Source organism: Stenotrophomonas maltophilia (assembly GCF_002799245.1).
GTDB classification, from domain to species: domain Bacteria; phylum Pseudomonadota; class Gammaproteobacteria; order Xanthomonadales; family Xanthomonadaceae; genus Stenotrophomonas; species Stenotrophomonas maltophilia_S.
Map to the genome: position 1 here is coordinate 949,027 of NZ_NEQV01000001.1, position 19,983 is coordinate 969,009.

Annotated in this window: 22 protein-coding genes, 1 other RNA gene and 1 riboswitch; of the genes, 9 read left to right on the forward strand and 14 right to left on the reverse strand. The window is 67.8% G+C overall.

The annotated features are described in order from the left end of the window. Nucleotides 1–6 precede the first annotated feature (6 nt). Complete coding sequence (mraZ, locus tag B9Y64_RS04550; protein WP_004143635.1) at nucleotides 7–453, reverse strand: division/cell wall cluster transcriptional repressor MraZ; 447 nt, start codon at nucleotides 451–453, stop codon at nucleotides 7–9. A 324-nt stretch (nucleotides 454–777) separates the two neighbouring features. Here mraZ and B9Y64_RS04555 point away from each other — a divergent pair, with 324 nt between their 5' ends. Together B9Y64_RS04555 and B9Y64_RS04560 are read left to right on the forward strand one after the other, a co-directional pair. After that, complete coding sequence (locus B9Y64_RS04555; protein ID WP_100439900.1) at nucleotides 778–1,566, forward strand: NRDE family protein; 789 nt, start codon at nucleotides 778–780, stop codon at nucleotides 1,564–1,566. A gap of 316 nt (nucleotides 1,567–1,882) precedes the next feature. Further along, complete coding sequence (locus B9Y64_RS04560) at nucleotides 1,883–2,353, forward strand: DM13 domain-containing protein (RefSeq protein WP_100439643.1); 471 nt, start codon at nucleotides 1,883–1,885, stop codon at nucleotides 2,351–2,353. 113 nt (nucleotides 2,354–2,466) lie between these two features. Here the strand turns inward: B9Y64_RS04560 and rnpB are convergent. Both rnpB and rsmI read right to left on the reverse strand, forming a co-directional pair. Continuing rightward, an RNA gene (gene rnpB / locus B9Y64_RS04565) (RNase P RNA component class A) lies at nucleotides 2,467–2,818 on the reverse strand. Nucleotides 2,819–2,884: 66 nt separating this feature from the next. Next, the gene (gene rsmI / locus B9Y64_RS04570; protein WP_100439644.1) at nucleotides 2,885–3,703 is read right to left on the reverse strand and encodes a 16S rRNA (cytidine(1402)-2'-O)-methyltransferase; all 819 of its coding nucleotides are present in this window, start codon (nucleotides 3,701–3,703) and stop codon (nucleotides 2,885–2,887) included. 81 nt (nucleotides 3,704–3,784) lie between these two features. On the opposite strand from rsmI, the gene B9Y64_RS04575 reads away from it, so the two are divergent. From B9Y64_RS04575 to B9Y64_RS04590, 4 genes are all read left to right on the forward strand, one after another. Then, nucleotides 3,785–5,506 carry a penicillin-binding protein activator gene (locus B9Y64_RS04575; RefSeq protein WP_100439901.1) on the forward strand — a complete coding sequence of 574 codons (1,722 nt, stop codon included), beginning with the start codon at nucleotides 3,785–3,787 and terminating at the stop codon, nucleotides 5,504–5,506. After that, nucleotides 5,496–5,864, forward strand: coding sequence for a YraN family protein (locus tag B9Y64_RS04580; protein ID WP_202909039.1), 369 nt, complete (start codon nucleotides 5,496–5,498; stop codon nucleotides 5,862–5,864). The genes B9Y64_RS04575 and B9Y64_RS04580 overlap by 11 nt, the downstream gene beginning before the upstream one ends. A gap of 110 nt (nucleotides 5,865–5,974) precedes the next feature. Continuing rightward, nucleotides 5,975–6,682 (forward strand): metal-dependent hydrolase, encoded by a 708-nt coding sequence (locus tag B9Y64_RS04585; RefSeq protein WP_100439646.1) that lies wholly within the window; start codon nucleotides 5,975–5,977, stop codon nucleotides 6,680–6,682. Then, nucleotides 6,679–8,064 carry an FAD-binding oxidoreductase gene (locus B9Y64_RS04590; protein ID WP_100439647.1) on the forward strand — a complete coding sequence of 462 codons (1,386 nt, stop codon included), beginning with the start codon at nucleotides 6,679–6,681 and terminating at the stop codon, nucleotides 8,062–8,064. Before B9Y64_RS04585 ends, B9Y64_RS04590 begins: the two co-directional genes overlap by 4 nt. A 170-nt stretch (nucleotides 8,065–8,234) precedes the next feature. Here B9Y64_RS04590 and thiL read toward each other — a convergent pair whose 3' ends face one another. The 5 genes from thiL to B9Y64_RS04615 all read right to left on the reverse strand — a co-directional run bounded on the left by thiL (nucleotide 8,235) and on the right by B9Y64_RS04615 (nucleotide 12,141). Beyond that, on the reverse strand, nucleotides 8,235–9,197 hold the full coding sequence (gene thiL, locus B9Y64_RS04595) for a thiamine-phosphate kinase (protein ID WP_100439648.1): 963 nt from the start codon (nucleotides 9,195–9,197) through the stop codon (nucleotides 8,235–8,237). 126 nt (nucleotides 9,198–9,323) lie between these two features. Further along, a complete protein-coding gene (gene nusB, locus B9Y64_RS04600) occupies nucleotides 9,324–9,803 on the reverse strand; it encodes a transcription antitermination factor NusB (protein WP_005408062.1) in 480 nt (159 codons plus the stop codon). Further along, the gene (gene ribH / locus B9Y64_RS04605) at nucleotides 9,800–10,267 is read right to left on the reverse strand and encodes a 6,7-dimethyl-8-ribityllumazine synthase (protein ID WP_049443133.1); all 468 of its coding nucleotides are present in this window, start codon (nucleotides 10,265–10,267) and stop codon (nucleotides 9,800–9,802) included. The genes nusB and ribH overlap by 4 nt, the downstream gene beginning before the upstream one ends. 150 nt (nucleotides 10,268–10,417) lie before the next feature. Next, entirely contained in the window at nucleotides 10,418–11,518 is a 1,101-nt protein-coding gene (gene ribB, locus B9Y64_RS04610; RefSeq protein ID WP_100439649.1) for a 3,4-dihydroxy-2-butanone-4-phosphate synthase, read from the reverse strand. Further along, on the reverse strand, nucleotides 11,515–12,141 hold the full coding sequence (locus B9Y64_RS04615) for a riboflavin synthase (RefSeq protein ID WP_100439650.1): 627 nt from the start codon (nucleotides 12,139–12,141) through the stop codon (nucleotides 11,515–11,517). The genes ribB and B9Y64_RS04615 overlap by 4 nt, the downstream gene beginning before the upstream one ends. A 74-nt stretch (nucleotides 12,142–12,215) precedes the next feature. Then, nucleotides 12,216–12,361: riboswitch (FMN riboswitch) on the reverse strand. Nucleotides 12,362–12,658: 297 nt separating this feature from the next. Between B9Y64_RS04615 and B9Y64_RS04620 the strand changes: the two genes are divergently transcribed. From B9Y64_RS04620 to B9Y64_RS04630, 3 genes are all read left to right on the forward strand, one after another. Beyond that, nucleotides 12,659–13,294: an outer membrane beta-barrel protein gene (locus B9Y64_RS04620; protein ID WP_100439651.1), complete on the forward strand. Its 636-nt coding sequence runs from the start codon at nucleotides 12,659–12,661 to the stop codon at nucleotides 13,292–13,294. Between the two features lie 147 nt (nucleotides 13,295–13,441). Further along, nucleotides 13,442–14,326, forward strand: coding sequence for a hypothetical protein (locus tag B9Y64_RS04625; protein WP_100439652.1), 885 nt, complete (start codon nucleotides 13,442–13,444; stop codon nucleotides 14,324–14,326). A gap of 91 nt (nucleotides 14,327–14,417) precedes the next feature. Continuing rightward, entirely contained in the window at nucleotides 14,418–14,966 is a 549-nt protein-coding gene (locus tag B9Y64_RS04630; RefSeq protein WP_100439653.1) for a hypothetical protein, read from the forward strand. Nucleotides 14,967–15,152: 186 nt separating this feature from the next. On the opposite strand, the gene ribD is transcribed toward B9Y64_RS04630, so the two are convergent. The 6 genes from ribD to B9Y64_RS04660 form a co-directional block, all read right to left on the reverse strand. After that, a complete protein-coding gene (gene ribD, locus B9Y64_RS04635; protein WP_100439654.1) occupies nucleotides 15,153–16,238 on the reverse strand; it encodes a bifunctional diaminohydroxyphosphoribosylaminopyrimidine deaminase/5-amino-6-(5-phosphoribosylamino)uracil reductase RibD in 1,086 nt (361 codons plus the stop codon). 157 nt (nucleotides 16,239–16,395) lie between these two features. Then, the gene (gene nrdR, locus B9Y64_RS04640) at nucleotides 16,396–16,917 is read right to left on the reverse strand and encodes a transcriptional regulator NrdR (protein WP_004143350.1); all 522 of its coding nucleotides are present in this window, start codon (nucleotides 16,915–16,917) and stop codon (nucleotides 16,396–16,398) included. Nucleotides 16,918–17,066: 149 nt separating this feature from the next. Beyond that, the gene (locus tag B9Y64_RS04645; protein WP_100439655.1) at nucleotides 17,067–17,516 is read right to left on the reverse strand and encodes a hypothetical protein; all 450 of its coding nucleotides are present in this window, start codon (nucleotides 17,514–17,516) and stop codon (nucleotides 17,067–17,069) included. Nucleotides 17,517–17,543: 27 nt separating this feature from the next. Further along, entirely contained in the window at nucleotides 17,544–17,960 is a 417-nt protein-coding gene (locus tag B9Y64_RS04650; RefSeq protein ID WP_100439656.1) for a hypothetical protein, read from the reverse strand. Nucleotides 17,961–18,035: 75 nt separating this feature from the next. Next, nucleotides 18,036–19,304 carry a serine hydroxymethyltransferase gene (gene glyA / locus B9Y64_RS04655; RefSeq protein ID WP_100439657.1) on the reverse strand — a complete coding sequence of 423 codons (1,269 nt, stop codon included), beginning with the start codon at nucleotides 19,302–19,304 and terminating at the stop codon, nucleotides 18,036–18,038. A 186-nt stretch (nucleotides 19,305–19,490) separates the two neighbouring features. Beyond that, nucleotides 19,491–19,934 carry an RcnB family protein gene (locus B9Y64_RS04660; protein ID WP_100439658.1) on the reverse strand — a complete coding sequence of 148 codons (444 nt, stop codon included), beginning with the start codon at nucleotides 19,932–19,934 and terminating at the stop codon, nucleotides 19,491–19,493. Nucleotides 19,935–19,983 lie beyond the last annotated feature (49 nt).

Sequence of the window (19,983 nt, forward strand, 5' to 3'; positions counted from 1 at the left end):
CCCGGCTCACAACTTCAGGTCGAGCAACCCATCACCCAGATCCTCGTCAGACAACGTCTGCTGGATCAAGGCCCGATGCGCCTGCTCGCTCCACAATTCGAACTTGTCGCCCATACCGAGCAATACCGCCTTCTTCTCAATGCCCACCGCACCGCGGTGGCTGGCGGGGATGCTGATGCGACCGTTGCCGTCCAGTTCCAGATGGGCGGCCGAGCCGACCAGCTTCTGCTGCAACAGGCGCACGACGCGCTGGGTGTTGGGCTTGGACATCACATCGTCGCGGACCCGCTCCCATTCCGACTCTGCGTACAGCCACAGGCAGCCGGCTTCGAACGGGTTGTAGGTCAGCACGAGACGGTTGTTGCTGGCGCGCGCGACGAGGTCGCGGTAAGCGGTGGGAACCGCCATGCGCCCTTTGTCGTCAACTGTGATGGCCGTCTCGCCCTGGAACACGACGCCTGCACCTTGTCCTTCGCCCGGTGAAACATTGAACCACGAAAACCCACAAAACACCCGGATTTCCCTCTGATGCCCACCTTAGCAGCGGGCCGAGGGTTGTCAACAACTTTTCAGCAGGGAAATCGCCAGCCGCATCAATGGCTTGCAACAACCTTTAGAGAATTGTTCAAGGCTTATCCACAAGTTGCTGATCCGTCTCAATTTTTGAGATTGAACGGAAGTTCAGGGGCGTGGACGGGGCGTGAAACATCGGTCGCGCATTCATCCGGAACGGGCCGGAAACGGCACCGGACTGCGCAAACCATGCACAATGAGGCCATGTGCCTGCTCGCTCTTGGCTGGATGCACCACCCGCGCTGGCGGCTGGTGATGACCGGCAACCGTGATGAGTTCCACGCCCGCCCGACGGCGGCGCTGGCCCCCTGGCAGGATGAGACGTCCGTCATCGGTGGACGCGACCTGCGCTCCGGCGGCGGCTGGGCGGGTGTCGGCGCCTCGGGCCGGATGGCGGTGGTCACCAACGTCCGCGACCCGCTGGCGGCCCAGACCGGCCCGTCGCGGGGCGCGCTGGTGGCCGACTTCCTGCGCGGCCGCGACCCGGCCGCTGTGCACATCGACCGCTTGGCGACCGTGGCCGGCGCCTACGCCCCGTTCAACCTGTTGCTGGCCGATGGCGAAAGCCTGGAGTACCTGGGCAACCATCCCGCTGAACGGCAGAGCCTGGGCCGGGGCGTACACGGCATGTCCAACGGCGCGCTGGACGCACCCTGGCCGAAGACCCGCAGGCTGATGGCTGCGCTCTCGGCCTGGCTGGAGGAAGACGGGGCCAGATCCCTGTCGCAACGCGAAAGGGATCCGACCGCGGACCTGACCCCTCTCTGGAATGCCCTCGCTGACGAACACCGCCCCGCCGACAGCGACCTGCCCGACACCGGCATCGGCCTGGAACGCGAGCGCTGGCTGAGCCCGGCCTTCATCCGCGGCGACGACTATGGCACCCGCGCCAGCACCGTGCTGCTGATCGACGCCGACGGCCACGGCGAGATCCACGAACGCCGCTTCGGCCCGCAGGGTGCCCCCAGCGGACAGAGCCACGTCATTTTCTGACGCGGTAGTGCCAGCCGCTGGCCGGCAGCTACGTGATGCCTGGACATGACACGAGGTTGCCCGCCAGCGGCCGGCACTACCCGCAGGCTTGTCGCCTTCGACGCGACAACAGTCGTCATCGCAGCGGGCCTGAAACGTCGTTCAGCTTCCAGCCGCGACCTCAATCCGCCCGCACCACAGGGGCTTCAGCATCGCAGTGACCCGACTGTGCCCTTTTTGTATTTGGCGCTGTGTCTATAAATGTCGCCCCTGACCTCCCAGGGTGGTCGCGCCCGGCATCGCACCGCGCAATCGACCGCAACCCCAAGGAGGCCCCATGCGCCGCATCCTCATCCTGCTCGCCACCCACCTGCTCACCCTCGGCCTTGGCTTCGGCCTGGGCGTCTACCTCCTGCCGATCCTGATCGCCCCCGATGATCCGCCGGTCGCGCAGGTGCAGGCCGCCATGAACGAGGCCACCTACCGCACCACCTTCCGCCGCGACCTCAAAGGCAGCGACGCGGTGCACTGGGCCGAAGGCAAGGTCAGCGTCAGCGCCACCCATGTCGCCTTCGACGGCAACATGGGGCCGGGCCCGGATTACAAGGTCTACCTGGTCCGCGATTTCGTCGACAACAAGGCCGACTTCCTGAAGGTCAAGGCGCAGGCCCAGCGCATCGGCGAGGTGAAGACCTTCAAGCGCTTCCTGGTGGAGGTGCCCGCGAATGTGGACGTGGACGACTACACCACGGTGGTGGTGTGGTGCGAGCGCTTCTCGCAGTTCATTTCCGCCGGGCAATACCGCTGACCGGGACGGGGTCGGATCCCTTTTCGCAGGAAAGGGCTCTGACCCCGCAATCCTGGCCGACCGACGCCACGCAGGGCATCAGTAGATCCACGCCATGCGTGGATGGAAGAAGGAGGCGGAGCCGGCCGATAAGCCGGGTTCTGTCGTGGACAGTCATTCCTCTAGGCGTTACGTCACCGCAACGCTCAAGCAACCTACCCGGATCCAACGCGGGCCGCGCCAAAGGATCCCTATTTGGTCTTGCTCCAGGTGGGGTTTGCCGTGCCGGTCTGTTGCCAGACTCGCGGTGCGCTCTTACCGCACCATTTCACCCTTACCGGCCTTCCGAAGAAGACGTAGGCGGTATCTTTCTGTTGCACTTTCCGTCGGCTTGCGCCGCCCAGGCGTTACCTGGCACCTTGCCCTATGGAGCCCGGACTTTCCTCGGCACCCCCGAAGGGATGACGCGACTGTCTGGCCGGCTCCGCCAGCGCATATTCTAGCGTACGCACGCCCTTCCTGCCGTGCTGATCGCGGCGTGCGGTTCATCCATCAACTGCCGTACAGCGCCTTGCGCGGTGCCCCGGTCAGCTCGGCAGCCAGTTTTGCGGCGGTCGACGGCGGCAGATGTTCGCTCAGCGTGGCGTACACGCGGCGGCCGTGCGCCAACTGTGCTTCCTCGTCATCGCCGGCACCCTGCACCATCACCACGAACTCGCCCTTGCGCTGGTTGTCGTCAGCCTCGACCTTGGCCAGCAAGCCCGCCAGGTCGCCATCGAGCACGGTCTCGAACAGCTTGGTCAACTCGCGGGCAAGCACCGCCGGGCGCTCGCCGCCGAAGATCGCCGCCATGTCGGCCAGCGACTCGGCGATGCGGTGCGAGGATTCGTAGAACACCATCGTGCGCACTTCACCGGCCAGCGTCTGCAGGCGGTCGCGGCGGCCGCTGGCCTTGGCCGGCAGAAAGCCCTCGAAACTGAAACGGTCACTGGGCAGCCCGGCCACGCTCAACGCGGCGATGGCGGCGCAGGCGCCGGGAATGGGGCTGACCTTGATACCCGCCGCGCGCGCGGCACGCACCAGGCGGAAACCGGGATCACTGACCAGCGGGGTGCCGGCGTCGCTGACCAGCGCCAGCGACTCGCCGGCCTGCAGACGCGAGACCAGGCGCTGCGCCAGGGCGTCCTCATTGTGTTCGTGCAGGGCCACCAGCGGTTGCTGGATGCCGAAATGGGACAGCAGCTGGCCGCTGCGGCGGGTGTCTTCGGCACAGATGGCCGCCACCGAACGCAGCACCTCCTGTGCGCGCGGGCTCAGATCGGCCAGGTTGCCGATCGGGGTGGCGACGACGTACAGGGTTGGGACACTCATTTCAGCGGTACTCACGGGGCAAGGGTAGAATCGTAGCGTGTACCCGGCCAAGGCCGCTGCCCTCATCGCATGGACCCGATCATGAACAAGCCCGCCGCACGGATCTCCGCCCTGTCGTTGTCGCTGATGCTGCTGGCCGGTTGTGCCACCACCAGCCTGACCAGCACGCCCGATTCGCCGGCCCAGAGCCAGGCGCTGGCGCTGATCGAACAGGGCAAGCCGCGCGACGCCGCGCTGCAACTGGAAGGCCTGGCCGCGACCCTGCGCGGCGGTGCCCGCAGCAACGCCCTGGCCGACGCAGCCTGGGCCTGGCACCTCGCCGGTGACAGTGCCCGCGCGCGCAGCCTGCTCGGCCAACTCACCGCACGCCAGCTGTCCGGCGCCAGCCTGCAGCGCTACCAGTTGACCGGTGCCGAGCTGGCCCTGGCCGACAAGCAGCCGGCGCAGGCACTGGCCCTGCTGAAGGACCATGGCGACAACGTGCTGCCGGCGCTGCGTACGCGCTGGTATGTGGCCCGCGCCAATGCCCTGCAGGGCACCGGCGATGCCTTTGGTGCCGCCACCGAGCGTGCCCGCGCCCATGCCAGCCTGACCGGCAGCGCGCGCAGCGAGAACCAGGCCGCCATCTCCAGCCTGCTCGGCACCCTCGACGATGCCACCCTGCGCAGCCGTGCCGCCGCCCTGCCGGCCAACGACCCGCTGTACAACTTCGCAGGCCGCGCACTGATCGCGCGTGGCCTGCCGCTGCCGCGCCCGTTCGACCGGGATGGCGCGGCCCAGTTCGATACCAGCAAGCGCCCGCCGGCAATGAGCGACGGTTACCGACCGCCCGCCAAGCTGGCCGTGCTGCTGCCGCTCAGCGGCCGCCTGGCCACCGCCGCGCAGCCGGTGCGCGATGGCCTGTTGAGCGCCTACTACGGTGAAAGCCGCCGCCGCCCGGACATCAACTTCTTCGACACCGCCGGCACCCCGGCCGGTGCTCTGGCCGCCTACGACAAGGCCGTCGCCTCCGGTGCCGACTTCGTGGTCGGCCCGCTGGGCCGCGACGAAGTGGATGCGGTGTACGGCCGCCAGCAGCTGCAGGTGCCGGTGCTGGCCCTGAACCGCGGCAAGGACGCACCGCCGGCCGGCAGCGCCGGCTTCTCGCTGGCACCGGAGGACGACGGCATCGTCGCCGCCGAATACCTGCGTGGCCGCGAGCGCAACCGTGCGCTGGTCATCAACAGCGCCGACGATACCGGCCGCCGTTCCGCTGCCGCCTTCGCACAGCGCTTCGCGCAGCGCGGTGGCCAGGTGGTGGCGACCGTAGGCGTCAACGATGCGGTGGGCGACATCGGCGCCCAGGTGCGCAATGCCGGCCAGGTCGATGCCGTGTTCCTCGCCGTGCGCGCGCCGCAGGCGCGCCTGCTGGCACCGCAGCTGGCGCTGGCCGGCGCCGGTGGCGCCACCCGCGTCGGCACCTCGCAGCTGACCGTCGGCAGCGGCAAGGTGGAAGAAGACGTCGCGCTGGACGGCATCGTCTACCCGAACGAAGCCTGGAACGTGCGCAGCGTGTCCGGCCTGCCGTCGGCCAGCCAGGTGGCCAGCACCCTGCCGAGCGCACGCGGTGCGGCCGGCCGCCTGTTCGCCTTCGGTGCCGATGCCTGGAAGATCACCGCCTATCTGGACAAGCTGTCCAACGAGGGCGGCCTGGACGGTGCCACCGGCACCCTGTTCCTGGACAGCAACGGCAACATCCTGCGCCAACCGGCATGGTCGACGTTCAATGGCGGCCGGCCGATGCCGATCGTCGGTGGTCGCTGAGCGCAGCCAACGTGGCTCGGCGGTGGAAGCCGCCGCCGAGCAGCACCTGCAACAGGCTGGGCTGCAGCCGCGTGCGCGCAACGTGCGCTATCGCGGCGGTGAACTGGATCTGGTGATGGAGGATGCCGGTACCGTGGTGTTCGTGGAAGTGCGCTATCGCGCGCGATCCGATTTCGGTGGCGGCGCCGCTTCGGTCGATGCGCGCAAATGCCGGCGCCTGGCGCATGCTGCACAGCTGTACCTGCAGGACAACCCGGCGCTGGCCAATGCGCCGTGCCGCTTCGATGTGGTGGAAGCCACGGGTGAACCACCCCAGCTGCACTGGCTGCGCGACGCGTTCCGGCTGGACGACTGCTGATGGGTACCGTCCGCTCTGGTAGAGGCCGACCTTGGTCGGCACTTCCGTGCCAACCAAGGTTGGCACCTGCCAGAGCGCAGCCTGGCCGGCACCATCATGGCCCGTGACTGATGCCTTCGATCATCACCCATGCCGCTGTGCCGCTGGCGCTGTGGTGCGCCGCTGATCGTGGCCGCATCCCGCCGCGCCTGCTTGCGGCCGGCGTGATCGCCGCCATGCTGCCCGATGCCGATGTACTGGCCTTCGCTCTGCACGTTCCCTATGCCGATGCCTTCGGCCATCGCGGCGCCAGCCATTCGTTGCTGTTTGCCTGCGTGCTGGCCATGCTGGCGGCGTTGCTGGCATTTCTTGCTGGCCGCCGGCCTTGGTCGGCGCAGAGCCGCCCCGGTAGTCGCCGGCCTTGGTCGGCGCAGAGCCGCCCTGGTAGTCGCCGACCTTGGTCGGCGCAGGTATGCCAACCAAGGTTGGCACCTACCGCACAGGCGGCGAGGTCGTTGCCCACCGCACAGGCGGCAACGTGGGCATCCACCGTACAGGCGGGGGCGTTCGTCTTCGTCTGTGCCGCCAGCCATCCGCTGCTGGATGCGATGACCTCCGGCGGCCTCGGCGTCGCGCTGGCCTGGCCATGGAGCGAACACCGCTTCTTCGCGCCGTGGCGACCGATCCGCGTTTCCCCCTTCGCCCCACAATTCTTCAGCGCGCGCGGCGTGGCCACCCTGCTCTCCGAACTGCGCTGGGTATGGCTGCCGCTGGCCGGCGCCGTTGTAGCCTGGAAACTGATCCAACCCGCTCCTGCTGCCCCACGAGACCCGTCATGAGTACTGCCCTGCCTGCTGCCCTGGTTGCCGAACTGTCCACTCTGCTGGGCCCGGAGGGCTGGCGCATGGATGACCGCGCACTGGAAGCCAACGCGCAGGACAACTCGTGGCGCCATCAACGCCCTGCAGCCGTCGCGCTACCGGCCAATGTCGAGCAGGTGCAGGCACTGGTGCGGACCTGCCGTGCGCACCGTGTGGCGCTGGTCGCGCGTGGCGCCGGCACCGGCACCACCGGTGCAGCGGTGCCATTGCCAGGCAGCATCGTGCTGTCATTCACCCGCATGGACCGCATCGTCGAGATCCGTGCAGGCGACCGCTGCGCAGTCGTGCAGCCGGGCGTGCTCAATGGAACGTTGCAGCAGGCACTGGCACCGCATGGGCTGTTCTGGGCACCGGATCCTTCCAGCGCCGAGATCTGCAGCATCGGCGGCAACCTCGCCTGCAATGCGGGCGGCCCACGCGCGGTGAAGTACGGCACCAGCCGCGACAACGTACTGGGCCTGGTGGCAGTGACCGGCAGCGGCGAGGTGATCCGCTGTGGTGGCGCGTACACCAAGGATGCCACCGGCTACGACCTCACGCATCTGCTGGTGGGCAGCGAAGGCACGCTGGCGCTGATCGTGGAAGCAACCTTGAAGCTGACCCCACTGCCGGTCAGCCAGGCCGGGCTGCGCGTGCTTTATCGCGATGCCGATGCCGCGGCGGCTGCGGTATCGCGGCTGATGTCACAGCCGGTGGTGCCCACGCGCCTGGAGTTCATGGACGCGCGCAGCCTGCAGCTGCTGCGCCTCAATGGCGCCGACGTGCCGCAGGCCGGTGCGATGCTGCTGGTCGAAGCCGATGGCGACCACGACACCCTGCCCTACCTGCTGCAGGCGCTGGCCACCGCGGCCGAAGGTGACGGCATGATCGAACTGGACGTGGCGATGGAAGGCCGTGCACGCGACCAGCTGTGGGCCGCACGCAAAGCGCTGTCGCCGGCATTGCGCAGTGTTGCCCCGGGCAAGATCAACGAGGATGTGGTGGTACCGGTGTCGCGCATTCCGGAGCTGGTGGCCGGCGTGCAGGCGTTGGCGCACGAGTACACGTTGACCATCGTCACCTTCGGCCATGCCGGCAACGGCAACCTGCACGTCAACATTCTCTACCACCCCGACGACGCCGACGAGAACGCACGCGCGCATGCGGCGCTGCCGAAGATCTTCGAACTGACCCTGGCGCTGGGCGGCACGCTGTCAGGTGAGCATGGCATCGGCCTGGCCAAGCGCGATTTCATGGCACAGGCATTTACCCCGGCAACCCTGGCAGCAATGCGCGCGATCAAGGCCGCGCTGGATCCGGACGGCATCCTCAACCCGGGCAAGGTGCTGCCGGCGGCGTAGGCCGCGCGCCTACCTGTAGAGCCGAGCCATGCTCGGCTCGCCGCGCGATGCGCCGGCTTCCCGCGAGCGGAACGCTGAGCAGCCGAGCGTCGGCTCGGCTCTACAACGTCGGTGTCATCCAGCATCCGCACATCGATACGGTAGCGCCGGGCCATGCCCGGCATCATCGATCAGGCGAAGTGCTGGTAACCGCCGTCGGCGGCTTCGCCATCCACGTGCACGCCCTGTCCTTCGGCAATACGACCGATGCGGGTGAGCGGCAGGTCCAGCGACTCGGCCAGGTAGTGCAGTGCATCGCGCTGGTCGGCGGCGGCGGTGAAACACAGCTCGTAGTCGTCGCCACCACGCAGTGCACAGTCGCGGGCGCCCTCGCGGCCGAGCAGCTCGCGCAACGCAGGCGAGATCGGCAGCAGGTCGGCATCGACATGTGCGGCCACCGCACTGCGCGTTGCGATGTGGCCGAGGTCGGCCAGCAGGCCGTCGGACACGTCCACCGCCGCGTGCGCGAAGGCACGCAGACGCAGGCCGAGAGTGACACGCGGGGTCGGACGCAGCAGGCGCAGACGCAGGCTTTCGTAGTCGGCCAGCAGGGTGGCGGTGGCCACGGCCAACGCATTCTGCTGCCACAGGCGCAGTGCACCGGCGGCATCACCCAGCGTGCCGCTGACCCAGATGTCATCACCCACCTGTGCGCGGTCGCGGCGCAGTGCCTGGCCACGGCCGACCTGGCCCAGCGCGGTGACCGAAAGCGACAGCGGACCACGCGTGGTGTCGCCGCCGATCAGCGCGATATCGTGCTGGTCGGCCAGGGCGAAGAAGCCATCGGCGAAGGACTCGATCCAGTCTTCCGTGGCTTCCGGCAACGACAACGCCAGCGTGCACCAGGCCGGGCGTGCGCCCATCGCGGCCAGATCGGAGAGGTTGACCGCCAGGGTCTTCCAGCCGATGTCGAAGGCCGGGGTTTCCGCCGGGAAGTGCACGCCGCTGTTGAGCGTGTCGGCGGTGACCACCAATTGTTCGTTGGCACGCGGTTGCAGCAGCGCGGCGTCGTCACCGATGCCGAGCAGGATGTCGTCGCGCTCGAGGGTGCGGGCGCGGATGCGGTCGATGAGGGCGAATTCGGCCAGGGACATGGGGGCGTTCTGCTTTTATGTAGAGCCGAGCCATGCTCGGCTGCAGTTGGATCACGCGCCGCGATGCCGGATGCAACCGTGCGCTGCACGGTGAGCCGAGCATGGCTCGGCTCTACAGAAACCGGGTCAGTGACCCGATTCGACCTTGCGCCATTCCACGGCGGCACGATCCAGCACGCCGTTGACGTAGGTGTGACCGTGTTCGGAACCGAAGCGCTTGGCCGATTCGATGGCTTCGTTGATCACCACGCGGTACGGCACGTCCAGGCGGTAGCGCAGCTCGTAGGCGGCCAGGCGCAGCACCGCGCGCTCGATCGCGTCCACTTCTTCAATGCCCCGGTCCAGGTACGGGCCGAGCGCTTCGTCGATGTCACGACGGTTGTCGAGCACGCCATGCAGCAGCGCCTCGAAGTACGCCAGGTCGGCGATTTCGCGGGCCTGCTCGTGGGCGAACTGGGCGATCAGCGACTGTGCGTTGCCGCCGGAGATCTGCCAGGCGTAGATGGCCTGCACGGCACGACGGCGGGCGCGCGAGCGCAGCACCGGATCGACGCCATCACGGCGGACGGGTTTACCGGAGGGCTTGCCCTGGGTGTTCTTGTTCATGGCAGCTGCTCCAGAAGGTTGACCATTTCCAATGCGGCGAGTGCGACTTCCTCGCCCTTGTTGCCGTGGCTGCCGCCTGCGCGGGCCTCGGCGTCTTCCGCACGTTCCACCGCCAGCACGCCATTCAGCACCGGCACGCCGAAGTCCAGCTGCACGCGCATCAGGCCTTCTGCGCAGCGGTCGGCCACATGCTCGTAGTGGCGGGTGTCACCACGGATCACGCAGCCCAGGGTGAGGATGGCGGCGTGTTCATGGGCGGCGGCCAGGCGCGCGGCCACCAGCGGCAGTTCCCAGGCACCCGGCACGCGGATCACGTCGATGTTGGCTTCGGTGATGCCGTTGCCGGCCAGGCTCAGGCGGGCGCCTGCGACCAGCGCGTCGGTGATGCGGGCGTTCCAGCGGCTGGCCAGGATGGCGAAGCGCGCCGATTCGGGAGTGCGAAGATCGCCTTCGTAGTGGCTCATATGCGGCTTGGGGGACTCGATAAGGGGGTAATTCTAGCGTGGATGGGCCCCGGCCGTGGCTGGCGGGGCATGGGGATGTGCCGACCAACGGTCGGCACCCACCAGAGGGCAGACGGTGGGTGCCGACCGTTGGTCGGCACGCCAAGGGGGTTACGGGGTGACCGTCTCCACCACTTCCAGGCCGTAACCGGCCAGGCCGATCTGGCGGCGCGGGGTGCCCAGCACGCGCAGCTTGCCCAGGCCCAGGTCGGACAGGATCTGCGCGCCGGCACCGTTGCGGCGCCACTGGCCCACATCCTTGTCCTTGCCCGGCACCACCGGCGCCGGCTGCTGGCGCAGGCGGGCCAGCAGGGCTTCACCATCGCGCGGGGCCGACAGCACCACCATCACGCCCGCGCCCTCGGCATCGATCGCACGCAGGGCATCGGTGGCCGCCACGCCGAAGTCGTCACGGCGCCAGTGCAGCAGGTCGGCCAGCGGGTTTTCCACCTGCACGCGCACCAGGGTCGGGGTTGCCGCATCCGGGGTGCCGCGGACCAGGGCGAAATGCAGGTCGTGGGCAATGCGGTCGCGGTAGGTCACCAGCTTGAACGGGCCGAATTCGGTGTCGATCTCGCGCTCGTCGACACGCTCGACGGTCTTTTCGGTGGCCAGGCGGTAGGCGATCAGGTCGGCGATGGAGCCCATCTTCAGGCCGTGTTCGCGCGCGAACACTTCCAGCTCCGGGCGGCGCGCCATGCTGCCATCCGGGTTCAGGATCTCCACCAGCACGCCGGCCGGCTCCAGCCCGGCCAGCATGGCCAGGTCGACGCCGGCTTCGGTATGGCCGGCGCGGGTCAGCACGCCGCCCGGCTGGGCGATCAGCGGGAAGATGTGGCCTGGCTGGTGCAGGTCCGACGGCTTGGCGTTGGGCTTCACCGCGGTGCGGATGGTGTGCGCGCGGTCGTGCGCCGAGATGCCGGTGGTGACGCCCTCGGCGGCCTCGATGCTGACCGTGAAGTTGGTCTGGAACTGCGCGGTATTGGCCTGCACCATCGGCGCCAGGCCGAGGTCGGCGGCGCGGGTGCGGGTCAGCGGCAGGCACACCAGGCCACGGCCATGGGTGACCATGAAGTTGATGTCCGACGGCTTGACCAGCTCGGCGGCCATGATCAGGTCGCCTTCGTTCTCGCGGTCTTCGTCATCGACGATGACCACCATGCGGCCCAGGCGGATCTCTTCCAGGATTTCCGGAATCGGGGCGAAATTCATGCTGCATCTCCCTGCGGTTGCTGACCGCTGGCCGGCACGCCGATCAGGCGCTCGACGTAGCGGGCGACCAGATCGATTTCAAGATTGACCGCGCTGCCCACGCCCGAAGCGGAGAAGGCGGTGTTGGCCACGGTGTGCGGGATCAGGGCGACTTCAAAGCCTTCGCCATCCACTTCGTTGACGGTGAGGCTGACGCCGTCCACGCAGATCGAGCCCTTCTTGGCGATGTAGCGACGCAGCGGGGCCGGCGCGGCGAAACGCCAGCGCTGGGCACGTGCGTCTTCATGGATGGACAGCACCTGGCCGAGGCCGTCGACGTGGCCGCTGACCAGATGGCCGCCAAGCCGGTCGGTCGGGCGCATGGCGCGCTCCAGGTTGATGACCGCCCCTTCTTCCAGCTGGCCCAGCGTGGTCAGGCCCAGGGTCTCGGTGGAGGCATCGGCCTGGAAGCTGCTGGCGTCGAACGCGATGACGGTGAGGCAGACGCCGTTGATGGCGATGCTCTCGCCCATCTGCACGTTGTCGAACGGCAGATTCCCGACATTGAAGGTGAAGCGGACATCGCCGCCGATGGATTCGCGTGCGGCCAGACGGCCGACGCCTTCGATGATTCCAGTAAACAAGTAACGTTCTCCGCGAAAAGTGAGCGAAAAACGCCGCAAGGCAAACAGGCGCACACAGAGCATCAGCCCTGTGGCACCGTCTTCTTTCATCCGGACTATGACCGTCGGCTCCGGCATCGGACCGGATCTGCTGACCCCCGGCCGTGGGCCGGGGCGCTCGCGGGCTCGTGCTTGCGCACCTACCGCCGGTGGGGAGTTGCACCCCGCCCTGAAGACGTTTGTGTACCGGCGAACCGGCGTGCCCAGTGTACCAGCCCGTGCTGAACGGGGTCGGATCCCTTTCCGCAGGAAAGGGCTCTGACCCCATCAGCCCGTGCCACGGCAGCACAGGGGGCAGAGCCGTTTTCCCATGGAAAACGGGTCCGACCCCGAGCCCGACCACGCCGGCCCAGCCTGTGATGGCCGTCTCTCGCATTCCGTGAAAATTTCATTAAACTCGACCGCCGGACGACATGAGGTCGCCACGGGTCGCCCGGAGGGCAGGCCCGCCAATGGACTGAAACTCACAGGAATTTCCATGCGCAAGATCCTGATCGTGGCCGCCCTGCTGGCCGCCGCCCCGTTCTCGGCTTCGGCCGAAGCCCTGAGCTACACCTACGTTGAAGGCGGCTGGACGCAGCTGCAGCTGGACCATGGTGGCGGCTCGAAGCCCAGGCTGGACGGCGGCTACATTCGTGGTTCGGTGGCCATTGCCGAGCAGGTGCACGTGTTTGGCGGCTACACCGCCGTCACCAAGACCTACAACCACAACTATTACGACATCGCGGTGCGCATCAAGCAGAAGGTGCAGTCGCCGGAACTGGGCATCGGCTATCACATGCCGTGGACCGATCGCGTGGATTTCACCGCTGATGCTGCATGGGTGCGCCTGGACGAAGAGTTCAAGATGTCGTTCAACGGCCGCCAGGTGGATCGCCTGAAGAATGACATCAACGTGGGCCGCGTCACCATGGGTATCCGCGGCAAGCCGTCGCGCATGACCGAAGCCTGGGCCAAGGCCGGCTACATGGACGGCGGCAGCGACTTCAAGGGCACCTGGGTCGGCACCGTTGGCGGCCAGATCAACTTCACCAAGACCTGGGGCCTGGTGGGCGAGATCTCCGGCTACCGCGACGTCACCCAGTACTCGGCCGGCGTCCGCGCCAGCTTCTGATTGCCCGATCCTCGTCGTGCGATCGAACGGGCCCCGCAAGGGGCCCGTTTTTTTGCCCCGCGCGCACCGGCATGTGATCACATGGCGCCATCGGGCCTGCGCAAAGATGCGCTAGGCTTGCGCGCCTCTGGAACAGGAAACACCGTCATGAAGACTCCCTTGCGTACCCTGCTGGCCAGTGCCCTGCTGGGCGCCCCGCTGTTGGCCAGCGCCGCCCCGGCCACGCTGACGCCCGAACAGGCGTTCGACCTGTATGCGCGCGTCCTGCTGGAAGACGACGCCACGGCGACCCGCGCCCTCAACGATGCGCTGAAGCCCGCCTTCGAGGGCCAGGACGCCGTGACCCCTGCGCCGGGTGCCTTGGCCAAGGCACTGGCCGAACCGTGGCAGGTCGTGCTTGCCAGCACCGGCGCGAAGGCCGATGCGGCCGCCACTGAAGCGCTGTATGCCAAGGCGCTGCGCGATTCGAAGTGCCGTGCGACGCAGAGCGTGATCGAAGACAACGAGTACGTCGAAGACCAGAAGCTGGCGCGCATCACCTTCAGCTGCCAGGTGCCCGACCTGGGCAAGGTGCGCCCGCTGTTCGCCGCCAGCCTTGCGTCCGACGCCAGCCCGGCCTCGCGCAAGCAGTTCACCGACGCCTACACCCAGGCGCTGCAGAGTGGCACGCGCGTCCCGGTCAGCGGCACCTTCACCCTGTACCCGGCCAAGGACAACGGCTACTGGTACAGCGGCAACTTCGACGATCTGGTGGGCACCGTGACCGGCGCGCTGGCACCGTTCGAGGACTGGATGCAGGACGCGCAGGCGGCCAACGCACCCAAGGTGACCGGCGTGCCGGGCTGCGACCTGCTGCTGCAACAGCACCGCGCCTGCGTGGCGAAGATCGCACCCGACCAGATCAGCGGCGTGGATGCGATGGCCGAGGAACTCAAGGCCAAGGCACAGGTGAAGTCGGCCGAGGACATGACGCAGGAGTGCAAGGCACTGCGCCCGATCGCCGAGATGATGTGGACCGACGAGTGCGCCTGAGGGGGTTCCACTGAAACGCCTGGGGCTGGCCGCGCTGCTGCTGGCCCCTTGCAGTGCGCTGGCCGGTGCCGAAGCGGCATCGCCGGCACGGTTGTTCGATCTGCATGCACAGGTGATCGTGCATGGCGATACCCGTGCGCAGCGGGCGCTGGCCGCGCAGCTGGAGAGGGATGACGCGCCGGCCTTCGTTGCTGCGTTGGCTGCTGCAAGCCAACTGGATGAAGCACCCGAGCTCGCGGATTGGCCGGCGGCTGCGCAGGCCGTGCGCAAGCGACAGGTTTCGGCACAGTGCAAGGCCGATGGCGTGAGTTGGCCACAGGGCCGCGATGGCGACATCGCCGAGGTGGCCTACCACTGCCACCTGCCGGATCTGTCGGGCCTGCTCCCGCTCTATCGCCAGCACCGCGTGCCCTTCAACGGGCCGCATCCACCGCAGATGTCCGCCCCCCTGGCGGCGGCCTACACGACGGCGATGCACAACGCACCCGACTGCGTGCGCAGCGGCACACTGACCTTCCAGCGCAGCGGCAGCCACAGTGCATGGCGCGTGCGCGACCCGGGCCCGCTGATGGCGCTGGTGGCCGACGCCTTCCTGCCCTTCTTCGAATGGAACGAGCACCTGCCGGATGATGCTGATTGACCTGCATGCAGACGCAGCCACCGCTGCGGTGGAAGGCGAGGCAACGGCAGGCAGAGGCAGTGGGCGCGTACTGCCGCGGCCCGCCTGTACGCTGCAAGCAACAGCGCAGGGGCCAGTGCCCGGTCAGCGCAGAAGACGACGAAGGCGCCTGGCGGCACAGAGGTGGCCCTTCTCTGTGTGGTTCCCTCACGGGCGCAACAGCAGCCTGATGTCCTCGCCCACCTGGCGCTGATCAACCACGCGCAGTCTGCGCTGCTGGTCCATCGCATCGATGCCGAGCCCGGCCAGCAGCGGGCGGCCGTTGTCGCCCAGCAGCGTGGGCGCCTGATAGAGCAGCAGTTCGTCCACCCAGCCACCACGCAGCAGCGCGCCGGCCAGTGTTGCGCCGGCTTCGGTGTGCACTTCGTTGATGCCGCGCTCGGCCAGCAGCGCCAGCACCGCGCCAAGCTCCAACCGCCCTTCTGCGCTGGGCACGCTGGCAAATCCGGCGTCGGCCGCATCCGGTGCGCTCACCGCCGCATCGTGCAGGTACAGCGTCGGCGCCCCACCCTCGCGCACGCGGCTGCATTCGAGCGAACGCAGGCGCGAATCGAGCACCACGCGCAGCGGCGGCATCACCTCGGTATCGGCCAGGCGCACGGTCAGCATCGGGTCGTCGGCCAGTACCGTGTCGGCGCCGGTCAGGATCGCACCGGCGCGTGCCCGCCAGTGCTGCACATCCTCGCGCGCGGCCGGCCCGGTGATCCATTTGGAGCTGCCATCGGCCATCGCGGTACGGCCATCGAGACTGGCGGCCAGCTTTACCCGCAGCCACGGGCGATTGCGCTCCACACGCGACAGGAAGCCCTTGTTGAGCTCGCGTGCCTGCGCCGCCATCAGCCCTTCGGCGACCTCGATGCCGGCATTGCGCAGCAGATCAAAGCCACCGCCATCGACCTTCGGGAAGGGATCACGCATCGCCGCGACCACGCGTGACACGCCCGCTTCGATCAGTGCCAGTGCACACGGCGGCGTGCGCCCGTAGTGCGCGCAGGGTTCCAGGGTGACGTAGGCAGTGGCGCCGCGGGCCTCGCTGCCGGCCTCGCGCAGCGCGAACACTTCAGCGTGCGGACCGCCGGCGCGCTGGTGCCAGCCCTGCCCGACCACGCGTTCGCCATGGGCGATGACGCAGCCGACCATCGGGTTGGGACGGGTGGTATAGGCAGCACGCTCGGCCAGGCGCAGTGCGTTGGCCATGTGCAGGTGGTCAAGGACGGAGAACGGAGTGCTCATGCCGCCATGGTACCCCTGTGGGTAGAGCCGGGCCCACGTTCGGCGGCAGCTACCAGCGCCAACCAAGGTTGGCATCTACCGGGGCAAGCGCGAACCAAGGTTGGCATCTACCGGGGCAAGCGCCAACCAGGGTTGGCATCTACCCGGGCAAGCGCGGTCAGCCCTTCTTCTTCTTGGTCAGGGCAATCACATCGCCCAGCAGCTGCAGCTGTTCGGTACTGGACGGCAGGTCACGCTCGAGCTTCTCGATCTCCTCGCGGAAATCGGCCACGTCCTCGAAGCTGCGGTAGACCGAAGCGAAGCGCACATAGCCGACATGATCGAGCTTGCGCAGTTCGTTCATCACGAACTCGCCGACCTTGATCGAGGGCACTTCGCGCTCGCCGCTGATGCGCAGCTGGTGAACCACCGCACGCACCGCCGCTTCGATCTTGTCTTCGGCCACTGCACGCTTCTGCAGCGCGCGGTCGAAGCCAGCACGGACCTTGCGCTGGTCGAACGCCTCGCGGGTGCCATCGCTCTTGACGATCGCAGGCAGCTTCAGCTCGACCGTTTCCATGGTGCTGAAGCGCTCGCCACAGGCTTCGCATTCACGCCGACGACGGATCGTCGCGCCGTCTTCAGAGACGCGCGAGTCGATGACCCGGGTATCGGCATGTTGGCAGAAGGGGCAATGCATGGAACGCCTGGCTCAGAGGCAATCTAATCGCCACGTTCATGGCAGCGTCGCAAAGGTACCTGAGAAGGGGCGCAGCAGCAAATGCTGTCTGCGCGGAAGCCCCTGCATTCCAGCCAACCAGCGCGTCCAGTGCGCTCGGCACGACCTTCTCAACCGGGAGCGGGCGGTGTCGAGGCTGCGCGTGCCCAGCGCAGCCATGCCAGATGCCCCGCCATCACCAACAGAGGCGGGCCGAACCCGAGGAAGCCCAATGTCGAGATTTCTCCCCGCCTGAAGGTGAAGTACAGAGTGGCGGCGACCACGCCCAACGCGGCCAGCACTCCCAGCGCCAGGCCGCCCCAGGCGACAATGGGTGACCGGCGCAGGCCGGCAAGGCCGCGCCACAGGAACAGGCCGCTCAGCCACAACCACGACAGCAGGCCGATGATTCCGGCCGACGACCACAACAGCAGCAGCGTGTGCTCATCGCCCGACAGGTACTTGCCGTCCAGTACGACCATCAACCCCAGCACGGCCCCCGTGCCGCCTGCCGCCACGGTGGGCAGGCCCACCAGCAGGCCGGCAATGGCCATCCAGCGTTTGTGATGACGCTCATCCATGCGTTCGATTTCCTTCGATGAGCCGCGTCATGCGCGGCGCTTGAGCCACACCAGCATCGCGGCCGGTACCAGCATCGACGGGCCCAGCAGCAGCAGCTCCAACGCGGTATGGCCCTCCTGGAATCCGGCCCAGGCGGCCAACCCAAGGACGGGTAATGCGGCCAGGCCACCCATCAGCAACAGCCACCACCACATCGTGCGCACCTGCAGGCCTGCCCGGCCCTGCAGCAGATAGCCGGCGCTGAGCCACAGCCACGCCGGGCAGCCGGCAACACCGGCCAGGCCCCACGACAGCAGCACCAGGTTGGGGTCGCTGTTGCGGCCGAAAGACTGCAGGCCGAGCAGCAGGAACATCGCGGCGACCATGCCCCCCATCGCCAGACTGGGCAGGCCGAATACCACCGCCAGCGCGGTGTACAGGTACTTGAGGCGGCGCTCATCCATGCGCGGGATTGCAGGGTTGCTGATGGCGGGGCCCGATCCCTTCCTCATGGGAAGGGATCCGACCCCACTACCCGATCAGCCGTAGACCGGGTACTTGCGGCACTGCGCGCTGACCGCGTCGCGCACGCGGGCGATGACGGCATCATCGCTCGGCGCGTCGAGCACGTCGGCGATCCAGTTGGCCAGGTCCACGCAATCCTGTTCGACGTAGCCGCGGGTGGTCACTGCCGGGGTACCCAGGCGCAGGCCCGAGGTCACGAACGGCGAGCGCGGGTCGTTCGGCACCGAGTTCTTGTTGACGGTGATGTGGGCCTTGCCCAGCGCGGCTTCCGCGTCCTTGCCGGACACGTCCTTGCCGATCATGTCGACCAGCATCAGGTGGTTCTGGGTGCCGCCGGAGACGATCTTGTAGCCGCGCGCGATCAGCGTGTTGGCCATCGCCTGGGCGTTCTTCACCACCTGCTGCTGATAGGCCTTGAAGCCCGGTTCCAGCGCTTCCTTGAAGGCCACGGCCTTGCCGGCGATGACGTGCATCAGCGGACCGCCCTGGATGCCCGGGAACACGATCGACTGCAGCTTCTTGACCAGATCTTCGTCGGCGCCCTTGGCGACGATGATGCCGCCGCGCGGGCCGCGCAGGGTCTTGTGGGTGGTCGAGGTGACCACGTGCGCGTGCTCCAGCGGGCTCGGGTAGACGCCAGCGGCAACCAGGCCTGCGACATGGGCCATGTCGACGAACAGGTAGGCACCGACCTTGTCGGCGATGGCGCGGAAGCGCGCCCAGTCGATCACCTGCGAGTAGGCCGAGAAGCCGGCCACGACCATCTTCGGCTTGTGCTCCAGGGCCAGCCGCTCGACTTCGTCATAATCGATCAGGCCCTGGTCGTTCACGCCGTACTGCACGGCGTTGAACAGCTTGCCCGAGGCGTTGACCTTGGCACCGTGGGTGAGGTGGCCGCCATGGGCCAGGCTCATGCCGAGGATGGTGTCACCCGGCTGCAGCAGGGCGAAGTACACGGCCTGGTTGGCCTGCGAGCCGCTGTGCGGCTGCACGTTGGCGTACATATCGTCTGTGGAGCCCGCGCCGAACAGCTGCTTGAGGCGGTCGATCGCCAGCTGCTCGGCGATGTCCACGTATTCGCAGCCACCGTAGTAGCGCTTGCCCGGGTAGCCTTCGGCATACTTGTTGGTCAGCTGGCTGCCCTGGGCTTCCATCACCGCCGGGCTGGTGTAGTTCTCGCTGGCGATCAGCTCGACGTGGTCTTCCTGGCGCTGGGTCTCAGCGGCGATGGCCTTGGCCAGTTCGGGATCGTAGGATTCGATGCGGACGTCACGCGGGAACATCGGGTACTCCAGCAGGCAGGGAAAGGGGTACGACTCAGCCCTCGATTGTAGCCCCGCACCGGCCTGCTGGGGCCGAAACAGACGGGGCCGGCATTCCCGAAGGAATCCGGCCCCGTATGGTTTCGACTGGCGTTGCGGGGTCGGAACCCTTGCCGTTGCAGAGGGATCCGGCCCCGGCCGCGATCCTCAGCGGCTGCTGAGCACGTACTGGGCGATCACGCCGGTGGCGATGGCGACCAGCAGCATGTTGCCGCGGTCATCGCGGATCCACTGGTGCCCATACGGCGGGCGGCGCAGGTGGTAGCGCGGATAGTCGTTCACGACATAGACCGGGCCGCGGTAGTAGTCGCGATAGCGGTGGCCGACCTGCCAGCCGTAGCCGGGGCCATAGGCCGGGCGATAGACCACGCGCGGCGGTGCCGGGCGGTAGTAGCGGTCATGGTCGCGGTGCCATTCACGGCGGTCCTGGCGGTAGTCGCGCCGGGCCTCGCGGCGGTCGCGCTCCCAGTCACGGCGATCCTGGCGCCATTCGCGGCGGTCACGGTGATCGTTGTCGGCGAAGGCCGGGGCCACGGCGCCGAGCGCCAGCACAGAGGCCACGGCGCCGGCCATTACTCGATTGATGCGCATGTCAGACCTCTGCATGGGTGGTTGGTGAGCCCATATTGCGCACCTGATC

Bases quoted from the DNA above. Each gene is read 5' to 3' on its own strand.
- nrdR (WP_004143350.1), bottom strand. From the start codon at position 16,917: ATGCATTGCCCCTTCTGCCAACATGCCGATACCCGGGTCATCGACTCG.
- B9Y64_RS04555 (WP_100439900.1), top strand. From the start codon at position 778: ATGTGCCTGCTCGCTCTTGGCTGGATGCACCACCCGCGCTGGCGGCTG.
- B9Y64_RS04585 (WP_100439646.1), top strand. From the start codon at position 5,975: ATGCCTTCGATCATCACCCATGCCGCTGTGCCGCTGGCGCTGTGGTGC.
- B9Y64_RS04645 (WP_100439655.1), bottom strand. From the start codon at position 17,516: ATGGATGAGCGTCATCACAAACGCTGGATGGCCATTGCCGGCCTGCTG.
- thiL (WP_100439648.1), bottom strand. From the start codon at position 9,197: ATGTCCCTGGCCGAATTCGCCCTCATCGACCGCATCCGCGCCCGCACC.
- rsmI (WP_100439644.1), bottom strand. From the start codon at position 3,703: ATGAGTGTCCCAACCCTGTACGTCGTCGCCACCCCGATCGGCAACCTG.
- B9Y64_RS04560 (WP_100439643.1), top strand. From the start codon at position 1,883: ATGCGCCGCATCCTCATCCTGCTCGCCACCCACCTGCTCACCCTCGGC.
- nusB (WP_005408062.1), bottom strand. From the start codon at position 9,803: ATGAACAAGAACACCCAGGGCAAGCCCTCCGGTAAACCCGTCCGCCGT.
- ribH (WP_049443133.1), bottom strand. From the start codon at position 10,267: ATGAGCCACTACGAAGGCGATCTTCGCACTCCCGAATCGGCGCGCTTC.
- ribB (WP_100439649.1), bottom strand. From the start codon at position 11,518: ATGAATTTCGCCCCGATTCCGGAAATCCTGGAAGAGATCCGCCTGGGC.
- B9Y64_RS04620 (WP_100439651.1), top strand. From the start codon at position 12,659: ATGCGCAAGATCCTGATCGTGGCCGCCCTGCTGGCCGCCGCCCCGTTC.
- glyA (WP_100439657.1), bottom strand. From the start codon at position 19,304: ATGTTCCCGCGTGACGTCCGCATCGAATCCTACGATCCCGAACTGGCC.
- B9Y64_RS04650 (WP_100439656.1), bottom strand. From the start codon at position 17,960: ATGGATGAGCGCCGCCTCAAGTACCTGTACACCGCGCTGGCGGTGGTA.
- B9Y64_RS04575 (WP_100439901.1), top strand. From the start codon at position 3,785: ATGAACAAGCCCGCCGCACGGATCTCCGCCCTGTCGTTGTCGCTGATG.
- B9Y64_RS04660 (WP_100439658.1), bottom strand. From the start codon at position 19,934: ATGCGCATCAATCGAGTAATGGCCGGCGCCGTGGCCTCTGTGCTGGCG.
- B9Y64_RS04590 (WP_100439647.1), top strand. From the start codon at position 6,679: ATGAGTACTGCCCTGCCTGCTGCCCTGGTTGCCGAACTGTCCACTCTG.
- B9Y64_RS04625 (WP_100439652.1), top strand. From the start codon at position 13,442: ATGAAGACTCCCTTGCGTACCCTGCTGGCCAGTGCCCTGCTGGGCGCC.
- ribD (WP_100439654.1), bottom strand. From the start codon at position 16,238: ATGAGCACTCCGTTCTCCGTCCTTGACCACCTGCACATGGCCAACGCA.